This window comes from Nocardiopsis dassonvillei (assembly GCF_964273065.1).
Classification (GTDB): Bacteria; Actinomycetota; Actinomycetes; order Streptosporangiales; family Streptosporangiaceae; genus Nocardiopsis; species Nocardiopsis dassonvillei_B.
The window spans coordinates 5,232,686-5,252,306 of the sequence record NZ_OZ186815.1 but is presented as its reverse complement, the minus strand read 5'-3'; the positions used below and the strand labels follow the sequence as shown (position 1 = coordinate 5,252,306).

At 72.9% G+C, this 19,621-nt stretch carries 23 protein-coding genes and 1 tRNA gene; 14 read left to right on the top strand and 10 right to left on the bottom strand.

The window, feature by feature from the left end; translation table 11 throughout:
* Positions 1–170: 170 nt before the first annotated feature.
* Entirely contained in the window at positions 171–755 is a 585-nt protein-coding gene (locus ACSUPR_RS23490) for a TetR/AcrR family transcriptional regulator (protein WP_436886891.1), read from the bottom strand.
* A 90-nt stretch (positions 756–845) separates the two neighbouring features.
* Between ACSUPR_RS23490 and ACSUPR_RS23485 the strand changes: the two genes are divergently transcribed.
* The gene (locus ACSUPR_RS23485; protein ID WP_436886890.1) at positions 846–1,688 is read left to right on the top strand and encodes an alpha/beta fold hydrolase; all 843 of its coding nucleotides are present in this window, start codon (positions 846–848) and stop codon (positions 1,686–1,688) included.
* A 71-nt stretch (positions 1,689–1,759) separates the two neighbouring features.
* Here the strand turns inward: ACSUPR_RS23485 and ACSUPR_RS23480 are convergent, their stop codons facing one another.
* Positions 1,760–2,173 (bottom strand): VOC family protein, encoded by a 414-nt coding sequence (locus ACSUPR_RS23480; protein ID WP_436886889.1) that lies wholly within the window; start codon positions 2,171–2,173, stop codon positions 1,760–1,762.
* Positions 2,174–2,283: 110 nt separating this feature from the next.
* Here ACSUPR_RS23480 and ACSUPR_RS23475 point away from each other — a divergent pair, with 110 nt between their 5' ends.
* The 10 genes from ACSUPR_RS23475 to ACSUPR_RS23430 all read left to right on the top strand — a co-directional run bounded on the left by ACSUPR_RS23475 (position 2,284) and on the right by ACSUPR_RS23430 (position 10,003).
* On the top strand, positions 2,284–3,279 hold the full coding sequence (locus ACSUPR_RS23475; protein ID WP_436886888.1) for a helix-turn-helix transcriptional regulator: 996 nt from the start codon (positions 2,284–2,286) through the stop codon (positions 3,277–3,279).
* 47 nt (positions 3,280–3,326) lie between these two features.
* Positions 3,327–3,914, top strand: a complete 588-nt coding sequence (locus ACSUPR_RS23470; RefSeq protein WP_436886887.1) for a CGNR zinc finger domain-containing protein — start codon at positions 3,327–3,329, stop codon at positions 3,912–3,914.
* A 1-nt stretch (position 3,915) separates the two neighbouring features.
* On the top strand, positions 3,916–4,326 hold the full coding sequence (locus ACSUPR_RS23465; RefSeq protein WP_436886886.1) for a RidA family protein: 411 nt from the start codon (positions 3,916–3,918) through the stop codon (positions 4,324–4,326).
* Between the two features lie 276 nt (positions 4,327–4,602).
* Positions 4,603–5,310, top strand: coding sequence for a helix-turn-helix domain-containing protein (locus tag ACSUPR_RS23460; protein WP_436886885.1), 708 nt, complete (start codon positions 4,603–4,605; stop codon positions 5,308–5,310).
* 57 nt (positions 5,311–5,367) lie between these two features.
* Positions 5,368–6,186, top strand: a complete 819-nt coding sequence (locus ACSUPR_RS23455) for an alpha/beta fold hydrolase (protein WP_436886884.1) — start codon at positions 5,368–5,370, stop codon at positions 6,184–6,186.
* Position 6,187: 1 nt separating this feature from the next.
* The gene (locus ACSUPR_RS23450) at positions 6,188–6,751 is read left to right on the top strand and encodes a dihydrofolate reductase family protein (RefSeq protein WP_436886883.1); all 564 of its coding nucleotides are present in this window, start codon (positions 6,188–6,190) and stop codon (positions 6,749–6,751) included.
* Between the two features lie 998 nt (positions 6,752–7,749).
* A complete protein-coding gene (locus tag ACSUPR_RS23445; protein WP_436886882.1) occupies positions 7,750–8,079 on the top strand; it encodes a PadR family transcriptional regulator in 330 nt (109 codons plus the stop codon).
* An 18-nt stretch (positions 8,080–8,097) separates the two neighbouring features.
* On the top strand, positions 8,098–8,466 hold the full coding sequence (locus tag ACSUPR_RS23440) for a DUF1048 domain-containing protein (protein ID WP_436886880.1): 369 nt from the start codon (positions 8,098–8,100) through the stop codon (positions 8,464–8,466).
* Positions 8,463–9,245: an ABC transporter ATP-binding protein gene (locus ACSUPR_RS23435; protein ID WP_436886879.1), complete on the top strand. Its 783-nt coding sequence runs from the start codon at positions 8,463–8,465 to the stop codon at positions 9,243–9,245. The genes ACSUPR_RS23440 and ACSUPR_RS23435 overlap by 4 nt, the downstream gene beginning before the upstream one ends.
* On the top strand, positions 9,242–10,003 hold the full coding sequence (locus ACSUPR_RS23430) for an ABC transporter permease (protein WP_436886878.1): 762 nt from the start codon (positions 9,242–9,244) through the stop codon (positions 10,001–10,003). Before ACSUPR_RS23435 ends, ACSUPR_RS23430 begins: the two co-directional genes overlap by 4 nt.
* Positions 10,004–10,369: 366 nt before the next feature.
* Here ACSUPR_RS23430 and ACSUPR_RS23425 read toward each other — a convergent pair.
* From ACSUPR_RS23425 to nadD, 4 genes are all read right to left on the bottom strand, one after another.
* Positions 10,370–10,442: transfer RNA gene (locus ACSUPR_RS23425), tRNA-Ala, on the bottom strand.
* Between the two features lie 82 nt (positions 10,443–10,524).
* Positions 10,525–11,148, bottom strand: a complete 624-nt coding sequence (locus ACSUPR_RS23420) for a histidine phosphatase family protein (protein WP_436892112.1) — start codon at positions 11,146–11,148, stop codon at positions 10,525–10,527.
* 70 nt (positions 11,149–11,218) lie between these two features.
* Positions 11,219–11,617 (bottom strand): ribosome silencing factor, encoded by a 399-nt coding sequence (gene rsfS / locus ACSUPR_RS23415; RefSeq protein WP_436886877.1) that lies wholly within the window; start codon positions 11,615–11,617, stop codon positions 11,219–11,221.
* A 17-nt stretch (positions 11,618–11,634) separates the two neighbouring features.
* Positions 11,635–12,204: a nicotinate-nucleotide adenylyltransferase gene (nadD, locus tag ACSUPR_RS23410; RefSeq protein WP_436892111.1), complete on the bottom strand. Its 570-nt coding sequence runs from the start codon at positions 12,202–12,204 to the stop codon at positions 11,635–11,637.
* A 410-nt stretch (positions 12,205–12,614) separates the two neighbouring features.
* On the opposite strand from nadD, the gene ACSUPR_RS23405 reads away from it, so the two are divergent.
* Positions 12,615–13,670 carry a M48 family metallopeptidase gene (locus ACSUPR_RS23405; RefSeq protein WP_436886876.1) on the top strand — a complete coding sequence of 352 codons (1,056 nt, stop codon included), beginning with the start codon at positions 12,615–12,617 and terminating at the stop codon, positions 13,668–13,670.
* Between the two features lie 77 nt (positions 13,671–13,747).
* Here ACSUPR_RS23405 and ACSUPR_RS23400 read toward each other — a convergent pair whose 3' ends face one another.
* From ACSUPR_RS23400 to ACSUPR_RS23385, 4 genes are all read right to left on the bottom strand, one after another.
* Positions 13,748–14,491: an alpha/beta hydrolase family protein gene (locus ACSUPR_RS23400; protein WP_436886875.1), complete on the bottom strand. Its 744-nt coding sequence runs from the start codon at positions 14,489–14,491 to the stop codon at positions 13,748–13,750.
* Positions 14,492–14,661: 170 nt separating this feature from the next.
* On the bottom strand, positions 14,662–15,633 hold the full coding sequence (locus ACSUPR_RS23395) for a hypothetical protein (protein ID WP_436886874.1): 972 nt from the start codon (positions 15,631–15,633) through the stop codon (positions 14,662–14,664).
* A gap of 274 nt (positions 15,634–15,907) precedes the next feature.
* Positions 15,908–17,182: a glutamate-5-semialdehyde dehydrogenase gene (locus tag ACSUPR_RS23390; protein WP_436886873.1), complete on the bottom strand. Its 1,275-nt coding sequence runs from the start codon at positions 17,180–17,182 to the stop codon at positions 15,908–15,910.
* Between the two features lie 227 nt (positions 17,183–17,409).
* Positions 17,410–17,856 carry a type II toxin-antitoxin system PemK/MazF family toxin gene (locus ACSUPR_RS23385; protein WP_436886872.1) on the bottom strand — a complete coding sequence of 149 codons (447 nt, stop codon included), beginning with the start codon at positions 17,854–17,856 and terminating at the stop codon, positions 17,410–17,412.
* A 185-nt stretch (positions 17,857–18,041) separates the two neighbouring features.
* Here ACSUPR_RS23385 and ACSUPR_RS23380 point away from each other — a divergent pair, with 185 nt between their 5' ends.
* On the top strand, positions 18,042–18,866 hold the full coding sequence (locus ACSUPR_RS23380) for an SDR family NAD(P)-dependent oxidoreductase (protein WP_436886871.1): 825 nt from the start codon (positions 18,042–18,044) through the stop codon (positions 18,864–18,866).
* On the top strand, positions 18,863–19,612 hold the full coding sequence (locus ACSUPR_RS23375; protein WP_436886870.1) for an SDR family oxidoreductase: 750 nt from the start codon (positions 18,863–18,865) through the stop codon (positions 19,610–19,612). Before ACSUPR_RS23380 ends, ACSUPR_RS23375 begins: the two co-directional genes overlap by 4 nt.
* Positions 19,613–19,621 lie beyond the last annotated feature (9 nt).

Below are 19,621 nucleotides of genomic sequence, written 5' to 3'. Positions count from 1 at the left end.
CAGTGCGCGAGCGGTCGGGTGTGCTCTGGGATCATCTCCTCGGAAACAGCACGGAAACATTGTCGCCCGGCCTGTGGAAAAGGAACGGAAAGCCAGGGGGAGGGGGCCGCAAGGACGTCGTCGGAGGGACCGGTGGCGGAACGGCCGCGGCGTCGGGGCCGCGGCCGGGTTCAGGCGGCGCGGAGCAGGCCGGTGTCGGCCGCGATGAGGGTCCGGGCCGCGCGGCGGGCGACGTCGGCCGCCTCGGGGGACCCGGAGATGGCGGCGGTGGTCTGGGCTCCCTCGGCGAGCAGCACCAGCTGGGCGGCCAGTTCCGGGGAGCCGCCGATCCGCCCGACCAGGTCCGCGACGTAGTCCTGGAAGGACGCCTTCTGCTCGCGGACGGCCAGTGACACCCGGCTGGAGCCGGAGCCGAGTTCGCCGTAGGCGTTGATGAAGGCGCATCCCCGGAAGTCGTCCTGGCGGAACCAGGAGGCGAGGAAGTCGAACACGGCCAGCAGCCGTTCGACGTGGTCGCCGGAGTCCCGCGCGGCCAGGGTGATGCCCTCGTTCCACATGCGCGACCGGTGGTCGAGCACGGCGATGACCAGGTCCTCCTTGGAGGGGAACAGCTTGTAGATGCGCTTGAGCGAGAACCCGGCCCGCTCCCGCACCGCGTCCATGCCCACCGAGTTGACCCCGCGGGAGTAGAAGAGCCCGTCGGCCGCCTCCACGATCGCGCGACGGGCCTGTTCATCGTCCGTTCCCGCTGACATCTTCCTGCCTCCTTGCATTGAGAACGATCGTTCTCTACTATAGCGAACGAAGGGGAGAACGGCCGTTCTCCTCGGGGGAAGGGGAATGTCATGGCGTTCATCAAGGTCGGTACCGAGAACAGCACCGACATCGAGCTGTACTACGAGGACCACGGCCAGGGGCAGCCCGTCGTCCTCATCCACGGCTACCCGCTCAACGGGGACAGCTGGGAGCTGCAGGCGCGCGAGCTGATCAAGGCCGGCAAGCGCGTGATCACCTACGACCGGCGCGGCTTCGGGCGCTCCTCCAAGGTCGGCACGGGCTACGACTACGACACCTTCGCGGCCGACCTGAACACCCTGCTGGAGACCCTGGACCTGCGGGACGTGGTCCTGGTCGGCTTCTCCATGGGGACCGGCGAGCTGGCCCGCTACGTGAAGAACCACGGCCACGAGCGCGTCGCCAAGCTGGCCTTCCTCGCCTCGCTGGAGCCGTTCCTGCTCAAGACCGATGACAACCCGACCGGTGTGCCGCAGGAGGTGTTCGACGGCATCGCCGAGGCCGCGTACACCGACCGCTACTCCTGGTACACGCAGTTCTACAAGGACTTCTACAACCTGGACGAGAACCTGGGGAACCGGATCTCCCAGGAGGTCGTGACCGCCAACTGGAACACCGCCGTGGGCAGCGCCCCGGTGGCCGCCTACGCCGTGGTGCCCGCCTGGATCGAGGACTTCCGCGAGGACGTGGCCGCGGTGCGGGAGGCGGGCAAGCCCGTCCTGATCCTGCACGGCACCGCCGACGGCATCCTGCCGATCGACTCCACCGGCCGGCCGTTCCACGAGGCCGTGCCCGAGGCCGAGTACGTGGAGGTCGAGGGCGCCCCCCACGGCCTGCTGTGGACCCACGCCGACGCGGTCAACGAGGCCCTGGTCCCCTTCGTCACCAAGTGACGCACCGGCCCTGAAGGCGGGCCCGGCCTCCCCCGGAGGCCGGGCCCGCCGGCGTTCGGGCCCGCCCGCGGTCAGGCCGCGGGGACGTCCAGGACCCAGGTCAGGCCGAAGCGGTCCTCGAGCATGCCGTACACCCGTGCCCAGCCGGAGGCCCCCAGGGGCTGCACCACGGTGGCACCCTCGGCCAGCGCCTCCCAGTACCCGGTGACCTCCTCCACCGAGTCGCCGCGCACGGACACGAAGAAGGGCTTCTCCCCCGGGTTCCACCCGGTGCGCCCGGGGACGTCGTAGGCCATGATGCGAAAGCCCGCGGCGGACTCCACCCGACCCCACATGACCTGGTCGGCCTCCGCCTCGTCGGTGACGCTGTGGGCGTCCCTGTAGGTGATCACGGCGATGTCGCCGCCGAACACACTCCGGTAGAACTCCAGCGCCGCGCGGGCGTCGCCCCGGAAGTTCACGTGGGCCGTGGTGGTGATGGCCATGGTCGTTCCCTCATCCTCGGTGGGTCTGCACGGGCCGGCGGCCCGTGGCACACACAAGGTCGCAGGAGAAGCGGCCAGGTGGTGGCCTCTTCTCCGGGAAGGGTGGGAACATGCAGAAAACCTCCGTGCGGCTGCTGAAGCTGCTCTCCCTCCTCCAGGCGCGCCGGGACTGGCCGGGGGCCCTGCTGGCCGAGCGGCTGGACGTCAGCCCGCGCACCGTGCGCCGGGACATCGACCGGCTGCGCGAGCTGGGCTACCCGGTGGCGACCGCCAAGGGCCCCGACGGCGGCTACCGGCTGGACGCGGGGGCCGACCTGCCGCCGCTGCTGTTCGACGACGGGCAGGCGGTCGCCCTGGCACTGGCCCTGCGCCTGGCCTCGGCGACGGGCTCGGGCGTCGCGGAGGACGCGGCGCGCGCCCTGCACACCGTCCGCCGCCTCCTGCCCGCGCGGCTGCGCCGCCGGGTCGACACCCTGGAAGTCGCTGTCGCGGAGGAGGCCGGGGTTCCGGTCGAAGGCGGCGTCCTCGCCGCGCTGGGCTCGGCCGTGCACGCCCGCGAGGTCCTGCGGTTCGACTACGCCGCCGCCGGGGACCGCGGCGACACCCTCGGCCCTCCCCCGCGCAGGGTGGAGCCGCACGGCCTGGTCGCCCGGGCGGGCCGCTGGTACCTGCTCGCCTGGGACCTGGACCGCGGCGACTGGCGCACCTTCCGCGCGGACCGCATCACCGTGCGCCCGCCGACCGGCCCGCGGTTCACCCCGCGCGAGCCGCCGGGCGGGGACGCAGGAGCGTTCGTCGCCGCCCGGTTCCGGGGCTCCGAGGGGCCGGGCGGCCCGCCCTGCCGCGGGGAGGTGCTCCTGGACCTGCCCGCCGCCGAGGTGGCCCCGTACGTCCGCGACGGGGTGGTGGAGGAACTGGGCACGGACCGGTGCCGGCTCGTGCTGGGGTCCTGGTCGTGGACGGCACTGGCCGCGGAGGTCGGCCGGTTCGGCGCCGGGATCGAGGTGGTCGGTCCGCCCGAACTCGCGGACGCCTTCGCCCGCCTGGCCGACCGCTGCGCCGCCGCGGCGGGGTCCGCCCGCCGCGCGGGCCCGACCGGGGAGTGACGTCCCGGCGCCTTGCACACCGCTTCGTAACTCTCTAAGGTGGTTACATGAGCAACGCACCGGCCACGGGGCAGTGGATGGACTCCCGCGACGGGCAGCGCTGGTGGTTCGACTCCGGCGCGATCTCCCTCGACTTCGCCTACACCGGCGGCTTCGACGGCCCGCCCGAGTGGGAGCGCTGGCACGGCCCCGCGGACCTGGAGGAGTGGTGGCGGGAGCGGTTCGGCGCCCGGGTCGCGGTCGACGAGGCCGGGTACCGGAAGGCGCGCGAACTGCGCGGGGCGATCGCCCGCGGCGCGATGGCGGTCTCCAAGGGGCTACCGGTCCCGCCGGACGCCGTCGCCGTGATCGACCGGTGCGCCGCCATGCCCGACCTGCCGCCACAGCTCGGCGCGCCCCTCGCCCCCACAGCCGACCGGCTGCTCGCCGCCGTCGGGCGGGACGCGGTGGCCGTGCTCGGCCGCCCCGAGCGCGTGCGGTCCTGCTCCGCCGACGACTGCGGACTCGTCTACCTGGACACCTCGCGCGCGGGCTCGCGCACCTGGTGCTCGATGCGCCGGTGCGGGAACCGGCACAAGGTCCGCAGGCTGCGCGAACGCCGCGCGGCCGAACACCGCCCCACAGAGGAGAACTGAGATGTCCGGCCTCACCCACCTGAACCCGGCCGCCCTGCACACCAACCCCGCGTTCTCCCAGGGGGTGCGCGTCGACCACGGGCCCCTGATCGTCGTCGGCGGACAGAACGGCACCGACGCCTCCGGCGCGGTCGTCTCCGACGACCTCGGCGAGCAGACCGTCCAGGCGTTCCGCAACGTGCTCGCGGTGCTGGCCGAGGCGGGGGCCGACCAGAGCCACGTCGCGAAGCTGACCATCCACCTGAAGGCGGGTGAGGACGTGACCGCCGGCTACCGGGCCGCGGGGCAGGTGTGGGGTCCGCACCCGACGGCGATCACCGTGCTCCAGGTGGCGGGGTTCGCCCGCCCCGACGTCCTCGTCGAGATCGACGCCCTCGCCGTGGCCCCCGGGGGTCGGGCGACGGGCCTCTGACTGCGGCGGGGGCCGGGACCACCGCGCTCCCGGAGGCGGGCGGTTCCGGCCGTTCGCGGTCTTCCCCCGTCGTCGAAGGCGGAGTCGTCGGCGTGGGCGGGGCCGGCGGCGCCCAGGACTCCCGGCGCGAGCAGGGCGGCCACGGGGCCCCGCATGCGGTCGCTCCGCCATCGGGTCGAACGGGTTCACCACGCGGTGGGACGGACCCCGGCCTCCCGTCGGTGCCGTCGGGAAGGATGGGCCGTGCGGGACCGGACTGGGAAGGAGGGGGCCGTGATGGCGATCGAGAGCGAGTACCGAGCGTCGGACTCACCCCACGTGGCACTCGTCTGGCGGGGGCGCGCGTCGGGGTCGGGCACCATGACCTCGGTCGCGACGTCCACCTGGGAGCTGGTGTTCTGGGAGGACGGGGGCGCGGTCCGCGCCGCCGTCCGCGGACCCGAGACCGCGGCGTCCACCGTCGAGCTCGCGGGCGACTCGGAGTCGCTGGGGATCATCTTCGCGCACGGGACCGTGCTGTCGCCCCTGCCCCGGCTGGTCGACTCCACGGCGGAGAGCCCCCGCGTCACCGAGCGCACGTTCGCGCTGGGCGGCCGGGAGTGGGAGATCCCGGACTTCGACAGTGCCGAGGACCTCGTCGGCCGGCTGGCCCGGGAGGGCGTGATCTCGCGCGACCCGCTGGTCGACGAGGTGGTGTGGGGCGGGATCGCCCGGGTGGGGACCCGGTCGGTGCAGCGGCGCGTCGCAGCCGCCACCGGGCTCACCCAGGGGGCGATCCGGCAGATCGAACGGGCCCGGGAGGCGGCGGTGCTGCTCGGCGAGGGGCTGGCCCCGCTGGACGTGGTGCACCGGCTGGACTACTACGACCAGCCGCACCTGTCCCGCTCGCTGCGCCGGTTCATCGGCCGCACGGCGACCGAGCTCCGCAGGGCCGACGGGTCGATGTCGCTTCTGTACAAGACCGAGCCCCCCGGCGGTTTCTAGTCTGGCGTCGACGCGGTGGACGAGTACCGCGGACGACACGGGAAGGGTCCGGACGACATGTCTGAAGGAACGGTCACCTCGGCCGACGGCACCGTCATCGCTTACACCGCCTGGGGCGGGGGCGATCCGATCATCATCATCGACGGGGCGACCGCGCACCGCGCGACCACCCGGGAGAACGCGGGGCTGGGCGGGCTGCTCGCCGACGGGTTCCGGGTGGTCGACTACGACCGGCGCGGCCGGGGCGAGAGCGGCGACACCCTGCCGTACGCGGTGGAGCGGGAGTTCGAGGACCTGGCCGCGGTGGTCGAGCAGGCGGGCGGCGGGCGGCCCGCGACGGTGTTCGCCTGGTCCTCGGGCGGGCACCTGGCGCTCAACGCGGCACAGGCGGGGGCGCCGGTCGCACGGCTGGTGCTGTTCGAGCCGCCCGTGGTGGTGGACGACTCGCGTCCGCCGCTGCCGGACGACTACGTGGAGCGGCTCGACGCGGCCGTGGCCGCCGGGCGGCCCGGGGACGCGGTGGAGCTGTTCATGACGGCGGCCGTGGGGATGCCGGGGGACTTCCTCGGCGGGATGCGCGAGAGCGAGATGTGGCCGGGGCTGGAGGCGGTCGCGCACACGATCGCCTACGACGGCAGGAACATCGGCGACACGATGTCCGGGAGGCCGCTGCGGGCGGACCTGTGGTCCGGGATCGACGTTCCGGTACTGGTCCTGCACGGGGACGCGACCTGGCCGTTCCTGGCCGCGGGGGCGCGGGCGGTCGCCGAGCACCTGCCGACGGCGACCCTGCAGGTGGTGCCGGGCGAGAACCACAGCGCGACGCCGGAGGTGCTCGCGCCGGTGCTGCGGGCGTTCGCCGGGAAGGAGGCCTGACATGGGGCGGATCGTGGTGACCGAGTTCGTGTCCCTGGACGGCGTCGCCGAGGCTCCGGGCGGCGAGGACTTCAAGTACCCGAACTGGAGCTTCGATGTGGACCGGGGGCCGGAAGGGGAGAAGTTCAAGGAGGACGAGGCGTTCGGGGCGGCGGCGCTGCTGCTGGGGCGCCGGACGTACGAGGGGTTCGCGTCGGCCTGGCCGAGGTACGAGGGGGCGCTCGCCGACAAGTACAACGGGATGCCCAAGTACGTCGTCTCGAACACGCTCACCGATCCGGAGTGGACCAACACGACGGTGGTCTCGGGGGACCTGGTCGAGGCCGTGACGCGTCTGAAGGCCGAGGTGGACGGGGAGGTCTCCGTCCCGGGCAGCCTCGGCCTGGTGCGGGGCCTCATCGAGCACGACCTGGTCGACGGGATCCGGCTGATGACGTTCCCGGTGCTGCTGGGACACGGCCGCAGGCTGTTCGGCGAGACCGCGGACAGGTCGGCGTGGAGGCTCACCGGGGCGACGACCTACGGCGACGGGGTGCTCGTCACCGAGTTCCACCGCGCCCGCTGACCGGGCGACGCCCCGGCCCCGGTCCCGGGGGTCCCTCCTCGGACCGGAGGCCCCCGGGTGCGGGGCCGAGGGCCTTCCTCCCCCTCACCCCCCGCGGCGAAGGTCCCGGCTCCCCCTCGCCCCCCGTGACCGGACCGGGAACCCACCCTCGGACCCCACCCCCTGAGCCACCGCCGGACGATGTCCTCCGGCGGTGGCTCAGGGCTTCTGGAAAGGGGGCGGTCCCCGGGGGCGCGGACGGCGGGGCCCTCCCCCGCCCGCTCGGGTCGGGGAGCGGGACCCCTGCGGCTCCGCCTCCGGGGCCTGGGCCGCGCTCCGGTCGCGGTGACGGGTCTCGGGTGGACGACAGCCCGGGCGCCGCGAGGCGCCCGGCCCCCGGCACCGTGGACCGCGTCGACCGCTCTCCGCACCCCGGTCCGCGCGGCGTCCGGCGCACCGTCGGTGGAGTGTCCGGGGCGCCCCACGGGCCCGGGCCGGGAACGGTCACAGCGGCCCTGCGGGCCGGGCGAACCCGCACGTCCGCCTCGGAGCCGAGCCGGAGCGGCATGCGCGCCCGGGGAGCCGGTACGGCGGACGGACCCCGGCGGGCGCGTCCCCGGCATGCCGGGCGGCACGGCCCCGCCTGCCGAGCGGTCGCCGCGTGCACGGCGAAGAGGGCGTCGCAGCCGTGCGACGCGTCGGGACCCTGCTCGCGGCCGGGCCGGACACAGCCCGGATCCGGGAGGTACCGACCTGCACCGTCGATGGCGACGGCCTGCTGGAACCCGGCGCCTCCGGCCCCGCCGGGGGCCGGTGCGAGCGGATCGACGAGGCGATCGCGGAGCCGGATGCCGCCCGCCCCGTCCTCGGAACGATCACCACCGGAGGTCGGCGGCCCGGCCGCCGGCCTCCCGACCGGACACCCCCCACCCGCCTTCCGCGGAGGGCTTGCGCCTCCACTATTCATTGCTACTATATACCAGTAGTCAGCGTTATTAAGTAGCCAAAGGAGGTGCTCCGTGGGCAGGCAGATGACGGAGATGCTCAAGGGCACGCTGGAGGGCATCGTCCTGGCGATCCTGGCCGTGCGGTCCGCGTACGGCTACGAGATCACGGCGTGGCTGCGGGAGCAGGGGTTCTCCGACATCGCGGAGGGCACGGTCTACGCCCTGCTCCTGCGGGTCGAGAAGCGCGGCCTGGTCGACGTGGAGAAGGTCCCGTCGGAGAAGGGGCCGCCGCGCAAGGTGTACTCCCTCAACGCGCAGGGCCGGGAGTACCTCGACGAGTTCTGGAACACGTGGGGCTTCCTCTCGCAGCGGCTGGAGCAGCTCCGCGAGGAAAGCGGCTGAGGAAAAGGAGAGGATCCGATGACATCGTTCATCGAGAAGATCGTCGGCGACTTCGGTGACAAGCGCCGTTGGCGGGAGCACAGGGCGCGCGTCAAGGCGCTCCCCGCGCCCTACCGCACGACGGTCGAGGCGCTGGAGCGCTACCTGACGTACTTCGGCTCGATCGTGAGGGGCGACGTCCTCATGTCGATGCTGGAGGAGCTCGGCGACCTGTTCGAGCAGGCCGCGGCGGACGGGACACCGGTCCGCGATGTCGTCGGGGAGGACCCGGTGGAGTTCGCGGAGGTGTTCCTCGCCAACTACTCGGACGGCCAGTGGATCAGGAAGGAGCGCGACCGACTGGTCGAGGCCGTCGCGCGCGCCGAGGAAGAGGAGGACCACTCATGACGGCGCGGACGACCGCCGCTCCGGCGATCCGCGTACGCGGCCTGGAGAAGTCCTACAAGGACCTGCACGTGCTGCGGGGCGTGGACTTCGACGTGGCCGGGGGCGGCGTCTTCGCCCTGCTCGGCTCCAACGGGGCAGGCAAGACCACGGTGGTGAGGATCCTGTCCACCCTGCTCAGGCCCGACGCCGGCACGGCCGGGGTCAACGGCTTCGACGTCACCGAACAGCCCGCGAAGGTGCGGGACTCCATCAGCCTCACCGGGCAGTTCGCGGCCGTGGACGAGATCCTCACCGGCCGGGAGAACCTGGTGCTCGTCGCCAGGCTGCGCCACCTCGAGGACCCGGGCGCGGTCGCCGACCGCCTGCTCGCCCGCTTCTCGCTCACCGACGCGGGCGGGCGGAGGGTGTCGACGTACTCCGGCGGCATGCGCCGCCGCCTGGACATCGCGATGAGCCTGATCGGCGACCCGCCGATCATCTTCCTCGACGAGCCCACCACCGGCCTGGACCCCCAGGCGCGCATCGAGGTGTGGCAGACCGTCAGGGAACTCGCGGACAACGGCACCACCGTGCTGCTCACCACCCAGTACCTCGACGAGGCCGAGCAGCTGGCCGACCGGATCGCGATCCTGCACCGGGGCCGCATCATCGTCGACGGCACCCTCGAAGAGCTCAGGGGGCTGCTGCCCCCGGCGACCGTCGAGTACGTGGAGAAGCAGCCCTCCCTCGAAGACGTCTTCCTCGCCCTGGTCGGCGACGGCGGCAAGGAAAGCCCATGAACGCGTACTTCCTCAGTGACACCACCACCCTGCTGGGACGGTCCCTGCGCCACATCTCGCGCAGCCCGGACACCATCGTCACGACGGCCGTGATGCCGATCGCCATGATGCTGATGTTCGTCTACGTCTTCGGCGGCGCGATCGACACCGGGTCGGACTCCTATGTGAACTACATGCTGCCCGGCATCCTGCTCATCACGGTGGCCTCGGGCATCGCCTACACCGCGTTCCGGCTCTTCCAGGACATGCAGGGCGGGATCTTCGAGCGGTTCCAGTCCATGCCCATCGCGCGGTCGGGTGTGCTGTGGGCGCACGTGCTGACCTCGCTGGTCGCCAACGCGATCTCGCTCGCGGTCGTGACGGGCGTCGCGCTCCTCATGGGTTTCCGGACCGGAGCGGGGGTGACGGCCTGGCTCTCGGTCATCGGCATCCTGTTCCTGTTCATCCTGGCGCTGACCTGGATCGCGGTGATCCCGGGGCTGTCCGCCAAGACCGTGGACGGCGCGAGCGCGTTCTCCTTCCCGCTCATCTTCCTGCCGTTCCTCAGCTCGGCGTTCGTGCCCACCGAGACGATGCCCGGCCCGGTCCGGTGGTTCGCCGAGAACCAGCCGGTGACCTCCATCGTGAACACGATCCGCGCCCTGTTCGCCGAGCAGCCGGTCGGCAACGACATCTGGGCGGCGCTGGCCTGGTGCATCGGCATCCTCGTCGTGGCCTACGCCTTCGCCATGAACACCTACCGCCGCAAGATCTCCTGAGAACCCCGGAGCCCCCGGCGGAGCCGCACCGCGGGTCCAGCCCGCACACGATGCGGGAGGACCCCGCGCAAGCATTCCGATACAGATGGCCCCGCCCCAGGGGGTCACCTCGGGGGGATCGGGGGGCCTCCCCCCGGCAGACACGACCAAGACGACCCCGCGAGCGCGTCCAACACGCGAGCAGAGCCCACCGCGGGTCCAGCCCGCACACGATGCGGGAGGACCCCGCGCAAGCATTCCGATACAGATGGCCCCGCCCCAGGGGGTCACCTCGGGGGGATCGGGGGGTCTCCCCCCGGCAGGCACAACGAAGACGACCCTGCGAGGCGGCCGAAGGCCCCCGAGCAGGGTCGTCTCAGAGTCGAGTGGAGCTATGGGGATTCGAACCCCAGACCTCCTCCATGCCATGGAGGCGCGCTACCAACTGCGCCATAGCCCCTTGTGGGAGTCGGACCTCGCACCCTTCGGTGCGCTGCCGACTCCCACACCATAGCGGAATCCCGTCCGAACGTCGAAACGGATTACGCGTCGTCGCTGAGCACCACCGGTTCGGGCAGGCTGGCGGCGTTGTGCTCCATGAGCCTCCAGTGGTCCCTGCGCGGCTGGAGCACCGACCAGCAGCAGTTGCTGAGCGGCCCGAGGATCTCGCGCTGCTCGTCGGGGATCCCCAGCATGCGGGAGATCCCCACGCGCAGTGCCGCGCCGTGGCTGACCACGACGAGGAGTCCGCCCTCGGGGGTCCGGGACAGCGCCCGCTGGACGGCGGCGTCCATGCGGTCGCCCACGTCCCCGATCGGCTCCCCGTCGGGGATGTCCATGCGCGGGTGCCGGTCGGGCCAGCGCTCCGCCAGCTCCTTGCCGGTGAACCCCTCCCAGGACCCGCCGAACCGCTCGCGCAGCCCCTTGTCGTACTCGACGGGCAGCTCCGCGGCCCGGCTGAGGTAGCCGGCCGTGTCGGCGGCCCGTTTGAGGTCGGAGGCCACGATCAGGTCGGGCTTCAGGGTGGCGAGCAGCCGCCCCGCCCGTTCGGCCTGGGCGTGTCCGACCCTGTCGAGCTCGATGTCGGTCTGCCCCTGGAAGCGGTTCTCCACGTTCCACGCGGTACGGCCGTGCCGCCAGAACAGCACGCGACGGGTGTCGGTCACCTTGGTGCGTCTCTCCACTCGGGGATGTGTCGGAGGACCGGCCCACCCCGTCGCCGGGGCGGCGGTCCGGTCACTGCTCGTCGAGCGGGGTGCGCTCGGCGCCGCGGGCGCTCTCGGGCAGTTCGATGGTCGGGCAGTCCTTCCACAGGCGCTCGAGCCCGTAGTAGCCGCGCTCCTCCTCGTGCTGGATGTGCACGACGATGTCGGCGTAGTCCAGCAGCACCCAGCGCCCGTCGCGCTCGCCCTCGCGGCGGACCGGCTTGACGCCGGACTTGAGGCGCAGCTGGTCCTCGATCTCGTCGACGATCGCGCGGACCTGGCGGTCGTTGGGCGCCGAGCAGAGCACGAAGGCCTCGGTGATGACGAGCTGCTCGCTGACGTCGTAGGCGATGATCTCCTGGGCGAGCTTGTCGGAGGCGGCCTCTGCGGCGACCTTGACCATTTCCAGCGCCCTGTCGGTGGCTGTCACGTTGTGCTTGCTGCCTTTCAGCGGTCTTGGTAGAGCCCGGTCTTGTTGATGTAGCGGACGATGCCGTCCGGGACCAGGTACCAGATGGGTTCGCCCTTGCGCACGCGTTCGCGGCACTCGGTCGAGGAGATGGCCAGCGCCGGGACCTCCACCAGGGAGACCTTCCCCGCGGGGAGCCCGGTGTCGCTGAGCCGGTGACCGGGACGGTTACAGCCTACGAAATGCGCGAGCTCGAAAAGTTCATCCGCGTTCTGCCATCCCAGGATGGCGCCCAGCGCGTCGGCCCCCGTGATGAAGAACAGTTCCACGTCGGGGCCGTAGGAGGCCCGCATCTGGCGCAGCGTGTCGATCGTGTAGGTCGGCCCGTCGCGGTCGATCTCTATGCGGTCCACCCGGAACTGCGGGTTCTCCGCGGTGGCGATGACCGTCATGAGGTAGCGGTCCTCCGGCGGGGTGACCTTCTGCGGGTCCTTCTGCCAGGGCCGCCCGGTGGGGACGAACACCACCTCGTCCAGCTCGAAGAGGTGGGCGACCTCACTGGCGGCGACGAGGTGGCCGTGGTGGATGGGGTCGAAGGTGCCGCCCATGATGCCGATGCGGGGAGGCCGGCCCGCTCCTGCGGGCCCCTGTCCCCTGTTGTCCTCGTGCACCACTCGACTGCTCCGTTCCTCGGTCCGGTGTGCCGGAATCGGCCAACCGAGATTAGCCGACACCGCTGGAGAACACCGCACCTTATATCCCTGTTCTCCCGATCCGCCGGTGCACACGGACAACGATCGCGGGCCCTGCTTCCTTCCCCGCCGGCGGGAGGCGTCCGGCCCTGAGACGCGCCCGGGTTCCCCCTGACCTTCCCCCGATTCCGGTTCCGCCCCCGTCCGGTCCCCGGCGGCCCCTTCCCCGCCGCCACCTCGGGTTCCGCCGCCACCCGGAGAAACGCGTCATATCTCGTTGCCCCGAAAGCGTGGCCAAGCGCGATCCCGACGCATAGCATGCCGGTATGTCCAACTCACCAGATCGCGTCCGTGTCCGGCTCTCCGACATCTCGCCCCGCGCCTACGAGCACCCAGCCGACCGCGGCGCCCTGGTCGCGTTGCGGTCCCTGCGCGGCTTCGACGAGGTCTTCAAGCGCCTCTCCGGCCTCTTCAACGAGCGCGCCCTGCGCCTGATGTTCCTGTCCAGCGCGGTCCGCGTCGGCCCCACCCAGTTCCCGCACGTGTACGACTACGTGCGCGACGCCGCCTACGTCCTGGACCTGGACGAGGTCCCGGAGCTGTACATCCAGATGAACCCCCGGCCCAACGCCATGGCGATCGGCAGCCAGAAGCCCTTCATCGTCATGACCACGGGCCTGTTCGACCTGCTGGAGGCCGACGAGCAGCGGTTCGTCATCGGCCACGAGGTGGGCCACATCCTCAGCGGCCACGCCGTGTACCGCACCATGCTGCTGGCCCTGATCCGGCTGGCCACCCGGGTGGCGTGGGTGCCGCTGGGCTACATCGGCCTCCAGGCCATCGTGGCCGCCCTGGAGGAGTGGTACCGCAAGTCCGAGCTGTCCTGCGACCGCGCGGGCATCCTCGCGGCCCAGGACCCCGAAGCCGGCAAGCGCGCGCTGATGAAGCTGGCGGGCGGCTCGCGCCTGGCGGAGATGAACCCCGACGCGTTCCTGGAGCAGGCCCGCGAGTACGAGCGGGGCGGCGACGCCCGCGACGGGCTCCTCAAGCTGCTCAGCCTGGTCGGCCAGACCCACCCGTTCGCGGTGGTGCGGCTGGCCGAGCTGGACCGCTGGGTGGAGGACGGCTCCTACCGGCGCATCCTCGACGGCGACTACCCGCGCCGCTCCACCGACAAGGACGCCCGGGTCGGCGAGGAGGCGCGCAACGCCGCCAAGTCGTACAAGGAGGCCTGGGAGCGCACCGGCGACCCGCTGCTGGGGACCCTGCGCGACGTCGCGGGCAGCGCGGCCAGCGCGGGCGGGAAGATCTTCGACACGGTGGCCGACCGCTGGCGCAACGGCTCCTCGCGCGGCGAGCAGGGCCAGAGCACGAACAACTAGGTCTGCGCGGACCGGGTGGCGGGGGCGGTCCGGCGGGCCGCCCCTCCCCCGTTCCTGCCGCCCCGGGCTCCGGGCGCTCACCGCTCCAGGTGGGCGCGCACCTCGCTCCATGCCTCGTGTCCCGGGTCGATGACCGCGAAGTGGTCGGCCCCGGCCGGCTCCTGGTACTCCACCCGGTCGCCCGCCGCACGGGCCGCCGCCACGTAGTCGCGGCTGTGCGCGACCGGGACACGCTGGTCGGCACCGCCGTGCACCACCAGCTGGGGCCGCCCGAGGGGGACCCGGTGCAGCGGAGAGGACTCCTCGTACACCTCCGCCCCGGGGTCCGGCCCCAGGAAGGGCTCGACCGCGCCCTCGCCGAGCCCGGCCCGGGCGCAGCGCTCCAGGTCGGTGATGGGCGCCAGGGCGACCACCTCGGTGACCGGGGTGTCCGGGTCCAGGGCGTTGAGCAGGGCCAGGTGTCCGCCCGCGGAGTGGCCGACGCCCACCACCCGGGAGGCGTCGTAGCGCTCCGGCGCGGCCCGCAGGGCGCGGCCGATCCACCGCAGGGCGGCGTTCACGTCGTCGGAGGTCCGCGGCCAGCCGCCGCCGTCGCGCCCCGTGCGCCGGTACTCGACGTTCCACACCGCCCACCCCGCCGCGCTGAGGTCGCGGGCGATCGGGTCCATGAGCGAGGCGTCGTGCAGGTCGCGCCACCAGCCGCCGTGCAGCAGCACGGCCACCGGCGCGGGACCGCCCGCTCCCCCGCCGCTCCCGCCCGCCGGATCCCAGCGGTGGACGATGCCGCTGGGGTGGTCGCCGTAGGGCTCGGTGGTGGGCATGGGCTCTCTCTTCCTGCGGCTGCGCGGTCGCCCCGCACCGTAGCAGCCCGCGGGTCCGTGCCGGTGCCGCCCCGCCGTTCGCCGCCTGCCGGCGGCGAACGGGAATCGGCGCCGTCGGCGGGGTGCCGGCGGCGCCGATGTGCGCGGTGCGGTGGTGCGGTCCGGTGCTCCTAGAAGGCCGGGCCGGCGGCCATGGCCTCGTCGACGGTCTCGGCGCGGGCGGCCTCGACCTCCTCGACCAGGTCGCCCTCGTGCGCCTCGAACTCCTCCACCACGGCGGTGCTGAAGGAGCGCAGCGCCACCTCCTGGGTGAGGATGTCGCCGCGGACGCGGTTGTTGTCGCCGATCTGGGCGGTCGGGGTGTTGCCCGACGCGACCAGGTCGCCACCGATGATGTTGTTGTCGATGTAGGCGCCGCCGGAGATGCCGGTGACGGTCAGCTTGCCGTCGATGTAGTTGACCGACGAGCAGAAGCCCGCCTGGGCGCCCGCGCCCACGGCGACCGGGCCCGCGCCGTCGGTGTAGGACGCCGCGCCGATGACCTCGCTGTCGCAGAGGATGCCGCCGGAGGCGGCCCCGGTGACGGTGAGCGCGCCGCGCACGACGGAGTCGTAGATGTCGACGTACTCGACGCCGGTGCCCTTGACGGCACCGCCGATCCGGGAGCCCTCGACGTAGACGGCGCCGGTCTCGGCGTTGATGTTCTTGACGGAGGAGTCGACGACGAACGCGAACCCGTCGTTGGCGGCCCCCTCGACCGGGACGGCGCGCAGGGCGTCGGCGGCGGTGCTCTCCTCCAGGTAGGTGCCGTAGGAGCCGCGGTTGACGACGCGGCCGCCGACGGAGGTGTCGGAGGCGTCGAAGTAGGCGTCCTGCTGCACGGTGACCGTGCCCTGGATCTCACCGCCCAGGATGTGCAGGTTGCCGCCCTTGCGGACGGTGACGTCGCCCTGGATGACGGTGCCGTCCAGGAAGCAGCTCTTGCCGGCGGGGACCGCCAGGTCGGTGGGCAGCGTGATGGCGCCGCCGTGGCCCGAGCAGAGCGTGACCAGGTCCGCCTGGGCGGGGGCGGCCATGAGCGTGATACCGCCGACGGCCAGGGCGGCCGTGGCGGCGGCTGCGACCGAGCTCCGGATCTTCATACGGGGGGTTCCTTTCAGCGTGGCCGGGGTGGGGGACGCTCCCGTGGCACGAGCGGGGAAGAGCGCCGGAAGAGACCCCAGCGAAAGTACCGAGCCCTGGGCGCTTTGGGAATACGTGCTGAGCGAAGATTCTCTTCTGTCCAGGTTTCCACCGGGAAAACGGACCAGGTGGCAAGGGGGCCCCTGCACCGCCTCCGAGGCGTACCGGCAGGTGGGAGAGACGGCGGGGGCCGCCGCGGACACCGGTCCGCGACGGCCCCCGGCCGAAGGTGTCTCACTTCACATGGCCGTCACCGGTCACGATGTACTTGGTGGAGGTCATCTCGGTCAGGCCCATGGGACCGCGGGCGTGCAGTTTCTGGGTGGAGATGCCGATCTCCGCACCGAATCCGAACTCGCCGCCGTCGGTGAAGCGGGTCGAGGCGTTGACCATCACCGCGGCCGCGTCCACCCGGGAGACGAAGTAGCGGGAGGTCCTGAGCGAGTCGGTGACGATGGCCTCGGTGTGCTTGGTCGAGTAGCGGCGGATGTGCGCCAGCGCGTCGTCGACGGTGGGCACGACCCGGACCGCCAGGTCCAGGGAGAGGTACTCGGTGGCCCAGTCCTCCTCGGTGGCCTCGACCACGGTGGCGGGCGAGGCGTGGGCGGCGGCGATCTCGCGCACCCGGGCGTCGCCGTGCACCGTCACGCCGGCGTCGGCCAGCTCGGCCAGCACGCGCGGCAGGAACGCCTCGGCGACGGCCTCGTGCACCAGCAGGGTCTCGGTGGAGTTGCACACCGAGCAGCGCTGGGCCTTGGCGTTGACGGTGATGGCCACCGCCTTGTCGAGGTCGGCCTCGGCGTCCACGTACACGTGGCACAGGCCCTCCCCGGTCTCGATGACCGGGACGGTGGAGTCGCGGACCACGGCCTGGATGAGGGAGCCGCCGCCGCGCGGGATGAGGACGTCGACCAGGCCGCGGGCGCGCATCAGCGCCAGCGAGGACTCGCGGGTGCGGCCGGGCACCAGCTGCACGGCGTCCACCGGGACGCCGGTGCCCGCCAGGGCGTCGCGGATGACGGCGACGATGGCGGTGTTGGAGTCGTAGGCGGAGGAGGAGCCGCGCAGCAGGGCGGCGTTGCCGCTCTTGAGGCACAGCGCGGCGGCGTCCACCGTGACGTTGGGGCGGCCCTCGTAGATGATGCCCACCACGCCCAGCGGCACCCGGATCTGGCGCAGGTCCAGGCCGTTGGGGAGCACCCCGCCGCGCACGGACTCGCCCACCGGGTCGGGGAGCTCGACGATCTCGCGGACGGCGTCGGCGATGGCCTCGATGCGCTGCGGGGTCAGCGTGAGGCGGTCGATCATGGCCTCGGAGGTGCCGTCCTCACGGGCCCGGGCCACGTCCTGGGCGTTGGCGGCCGTGATCTCGTCGGCCCGCTTGACCAGGGCCTCGGCGATCGCCTCCAGGGCGGCGTCCTTGACCGCCCGGCTGAGCGGGGCAAGGTCGGCCGCCGCGTCCCCCGCACGTTCGGCTACCGCGCGGACCTCGCGCTCGATGTCACTCATGGCGTTACTCTCTCGGATTCGGGAGGGCCACCCGCGCGCCCGGGGGCCTGCCGCGTCGCAGGGGCCGGACCGGGGTGGTCGCCCCAGCCTATCCGCCCGGCCCCTCCGCCGCCCGGCCCTCTCCCCGCCCGCCCGCGTCCACGGGTCGGGACGGTGCCCGGACCGGAGCGGGAGCCGCACCGGCCGGTCCCCGCCGCCGCGCCCGGGTCCGGGCGCGGCGGCCGGGCTCAGCGCCAGCCGTAGCGGCTGCGCAGGACGTCGGCGACCAGCCAGAAGGTCCTCTCGTCCATGACGGCGGCCTCGCGCCGGATGTCGTCCTCGTCGAACTCGAAGAGGCGGTCCATCCGCAGGTAGGAGTCGCGGCCCTCGCGGTCCCAGGGGCCGGAGCCGATGGGCAGCCAGTCCTGGCGCTCCCACTGCTCGGGGCGCTGCGAGGACAGCATCAGCCCGTGCAGGCGCCTGCCCTTGCGGCCCACGACCAGCAGCGGCCGGTCCTTGCCCTGGGAGGGGTCCTCCTCGAAGGGGACCCAGGTCCAGGCGATCTCGCCCGCGTCGGCCAGGCCGTCCCGCTCGGGGGCGTAAACGAGTTCGGTGGCGTTCTGGGAGGTGGGGATCTCCCGCACCTCGCCGCGCTGGGGATGGTCGCCGCCGGTCCGCATCATCCGTTCGCTCATTCCCGCATGATAGAGGCCCGGGCGGGCCCCCGCGGCCGTGCGCGGGACCGGCCCCGGAGACACCGAACGGTGTTCACTAGGATCGGTGCACGGCACGCCCCCGGCGGGGCGTCCACCGACGGGCCCGACCTGGCGCACCGGGCTCCCGTCGTCCGACAGCCGACCTATGGAACACGGAGCCGGACATGACCACCTCCTCCACCCCCCGCACCGTCCTGGTGACCGGCGGCGCCTCCGGGCTGGGCGCCGCGCTCGTCGCGGAGTTCAGCGCCCGGGGCGACCGCGTCCTGGCCACCGACCTGGCCGGGGAGGCGCCCGCGGGCCTGCCCGCCGGGGCCCGCTACCTGCGGCTGGACGTCACCTCCGACGAGGACTGGGCGAACGCCCTGGCCTGGGTCGAGGAGAACTGGGGCGGCCTGGACCTCCTCGTGAACAACGCCGGGGTCGCCGCGGGAGGCCGCATCGACGTCCTGGGCATGGACGACTGGCGCTGGATCACCGAGATCAACCTGTTCGGCGTGGTGCGGGGCTGCCGCACCTTCACCCCGCTGTTCAAGCGCCAGGGCTCGGGCCACATCGTCAACACCGCCTCCGCCGCCGGGCTCGTCCACCCGCCCGCGATGAGCTCCTACAACGCCACCAAGGCCGCCGTGGTCGCGCTCAGCGAGACCCTGCTCCACGAGCTCCACCCGTTCGGGGTGCGGGTGTCGGTGGTGTGCCCCTCGTTCTTCCGGACCAACCTGGCGTCGTCGCTGCGCGGCAGCGACCCCGAGGTGGAGAGGAGCGCCGTCAAGCTCATCAACGGGTCGCACCTGGGCGCCGGGGACATCGCCGTCCGCGTCGTGCGGGCCGTGGACCGGGGCACCCACCTGATCCTGCCCGACGCGCAGGCGAGGGGCGGGTTCTGGGCCAAGCGCCTGGCGCGCCCGCTGTACGACCGGACCATGCGGGCCGTTGCCGGGCAGATGCTCAAGCGCGTCGGCGGCTCCGCCGCGAAGGAGCGGGCGTGAGCAGGGGGACCGTCGTCATCACCGGGGCCAGCGCCGGACTGGGGGCCGAGATGGCCCGGCAGTTCGCGGCGCTCGGCTACGACCTGGGCCTGTGCGCCCGGCGTACCGACCGCCTGGAGGGGCTGCGCGAGGAGATCGCCTCCGCCCACCCCGGCCGGCGCGTGGTGCTCAGGGCCCTGGACGTCACCGACGACGAGGCCGTCTTCCGGGTCCTCGGCGAGTTCGCCGCGGAGCTGGGCTCCGTGGACCGGGTGGTGGTCAACGCCGGACTGGGCAAGGGCGCCGCACTGGGCACCGGCAGGTTCGACGCCAACCGGCAGACCGCCATGACCAACTTCGTGGGGGCGCTGGCCCAGGTGGAGGCGGCCCTGGAGATCTTCCGGGCGCAGGGCCGCGGGCACCTGGTGGTGATCTCCTCCATGTCGGCGCTGCGCGGTATGCGCCGGTCCATGACGGTCTACGCCGCCACCAAGGCGGGTGTCTCCGCGCTCGCCGAGGGGGTGCGCGCCGAGAACATCCCCGGCGTGGACGTGTCGGTGGTCCACCCCGGCTACATCAGGTCGGAGATGAACGAGAAGGTGGAGCAGAGGACGAGGTTCATGGTCGACACCGCGACCGGCGTGCGCGCCATGGTCGCGGCCATCGAGAAGCGCCGGGCCAAGGCGTACGTCCCGGCCTGGCCGTGGGTCCCGATCGGCTTCCTCATGAAGCGGCTGCCGCTGTCGGTGGTGCGGCGCCTCGCCTGAGGCCCCGCG

Excerpts from the sequence above, each read along its gene's own strand:
- nadD (WP_436892111.1), bottom strand. The coding sequence starts at position 12,204 with ATGGGCGGCACCTTCGACCCCATCCACCACGGCCACCTCGTCGCCGCC.
- ACSUPR_RS23395 (WP_436886874.1), bottom strand. The coding sequence starts at position 15,633 with ATGAAGATCCGGAGCTCGGTCGCAGCCGCCGCCACGGCCGCCCTGGCC.
- ACSUPR_RS23435 (WP_436886879.1), top strand. The coding sequence starts at position 8,463 with ATGACGGCGCGGACGACCGCCGCTCCGGCGATCCGCGTACGCGGCCTG.
- ACSUPR_RS23405 (WP_436886876.1), top strand. The coding sequence starts at position 12,615 with ATGTCCAACTCACCAGATCGCGTCCGTGTCCGGCTCTCCGACATCTCG.
- ACSUPR_RS23380 (WP_436886871.1), top strand. The coding sequence starts at position 18,042 with ATGACCACCTCCTCCACCCCCCGCACCGTCCTGGTGACCGGCGGCGCC.
- ACSUPR_RS23390 (WP_436886873.1), bottom strand. The coding sequence starts at position 17,182 with ATGAGTGACATCGAGCGCGAGGTCCGCGCGGTAGCCGAACGTGCGGGG.
- ACSUPR_RS23460 (WP_436886885.1), top strand. The coding sequence starts at position 4,603 with ATGGCGATCGAGAGCGAGTACCGAGCGTCGGACTCACCCCACGTGGCA.
- ACSUPR_RS23490 (WP_436886891.1), bottom strand. The coding sequence starts at position 755 with ATGTCAGCGGGAACGGACGATGAACAGGCCCGTCGCGCGATCGTGGAG.
- ACSUPR_RS23385 (WP_436886872.1), bottom strand. The coding sequence starts at position 17,856 with ATGAGCGAACGGATGATGCGGACCGGCGGCGACCATCCCCAGCGCGGC.
- ACSUPR_RS23450 (WP_436886883.1), top strand. The coding sequence starts at position 6,188 with ATGGGGCGGATCGTGGTGACCGAGTTCGTGTCCCTGGACGGCGTCGCC.
- ACSUPR_RS23485 (WP_436886890.1), top strand. The coding sequence starts at position 846 with ATGGCGTTCATCAAGGTCGGTACCGAGAACAGCACCGACATCGAGCTG.
- ACSUPR_RS23480 (WP_436886889.1), bottom strand. The coding sequence starts at position 2,173 with ATGGCCATCACCACCACGGCCCACGTGAACTTCCGGGGCGACGCCCGC.
- ACSUPR_RS23455 (WP_436886884.1), top strand. The coding sequence starts at position 5,368 with ATGTCTGAAGGAACGGTCACCTCGGCCGACGGCACCGTCATCGCTTAC.
- ACSUPR_RS23440 (WP_436886880.1), top strand. The coding sequence starts at position 8,098 with ATGACATCGTTCATCGAGAAGATCGTCGGCGACTTCGGTGACAAGCGC.
- ACSUPR_RS23465 (WP_436886886.1), top strand. The coding sequence starts at position 3,916 with ATGTCCGGCCTCACCCACCTGAACCCGGCCGCCCTGCACACCAACCCC.
- ACSUPR_RS23470 (WP_436886887.1), top strand. The coding sequence starts at position 3,327 with ATGAGCAACGCACCGGCCACGGGGCAGTGGATGGACTCCCGCGACGGG.
- ACSUPR_RS23400 (WP_436886875.1), bottom strand. The coding sequence starts at position 14,491 with ATGCCCACCACCGAGCCCTACGGCGACCACCCCAGCGGCATCGTCCAC.
- ACSUPR_RS23430 (WP_436886878.1), top strand. The coding sequence starts at position 9,242 with ATGAACGCGTACTTCCTCAGTGACACCACCACCCTGCTGGGACGGTCC.
- ACSUPR_RS23475 (WP_436886888.1), top strand. The coding sequence starts at position 2,284 with ATGCAGAAAACCTCCGTGCGGCTGCTGAAGCTGCTCTCCCTCCTCCAG.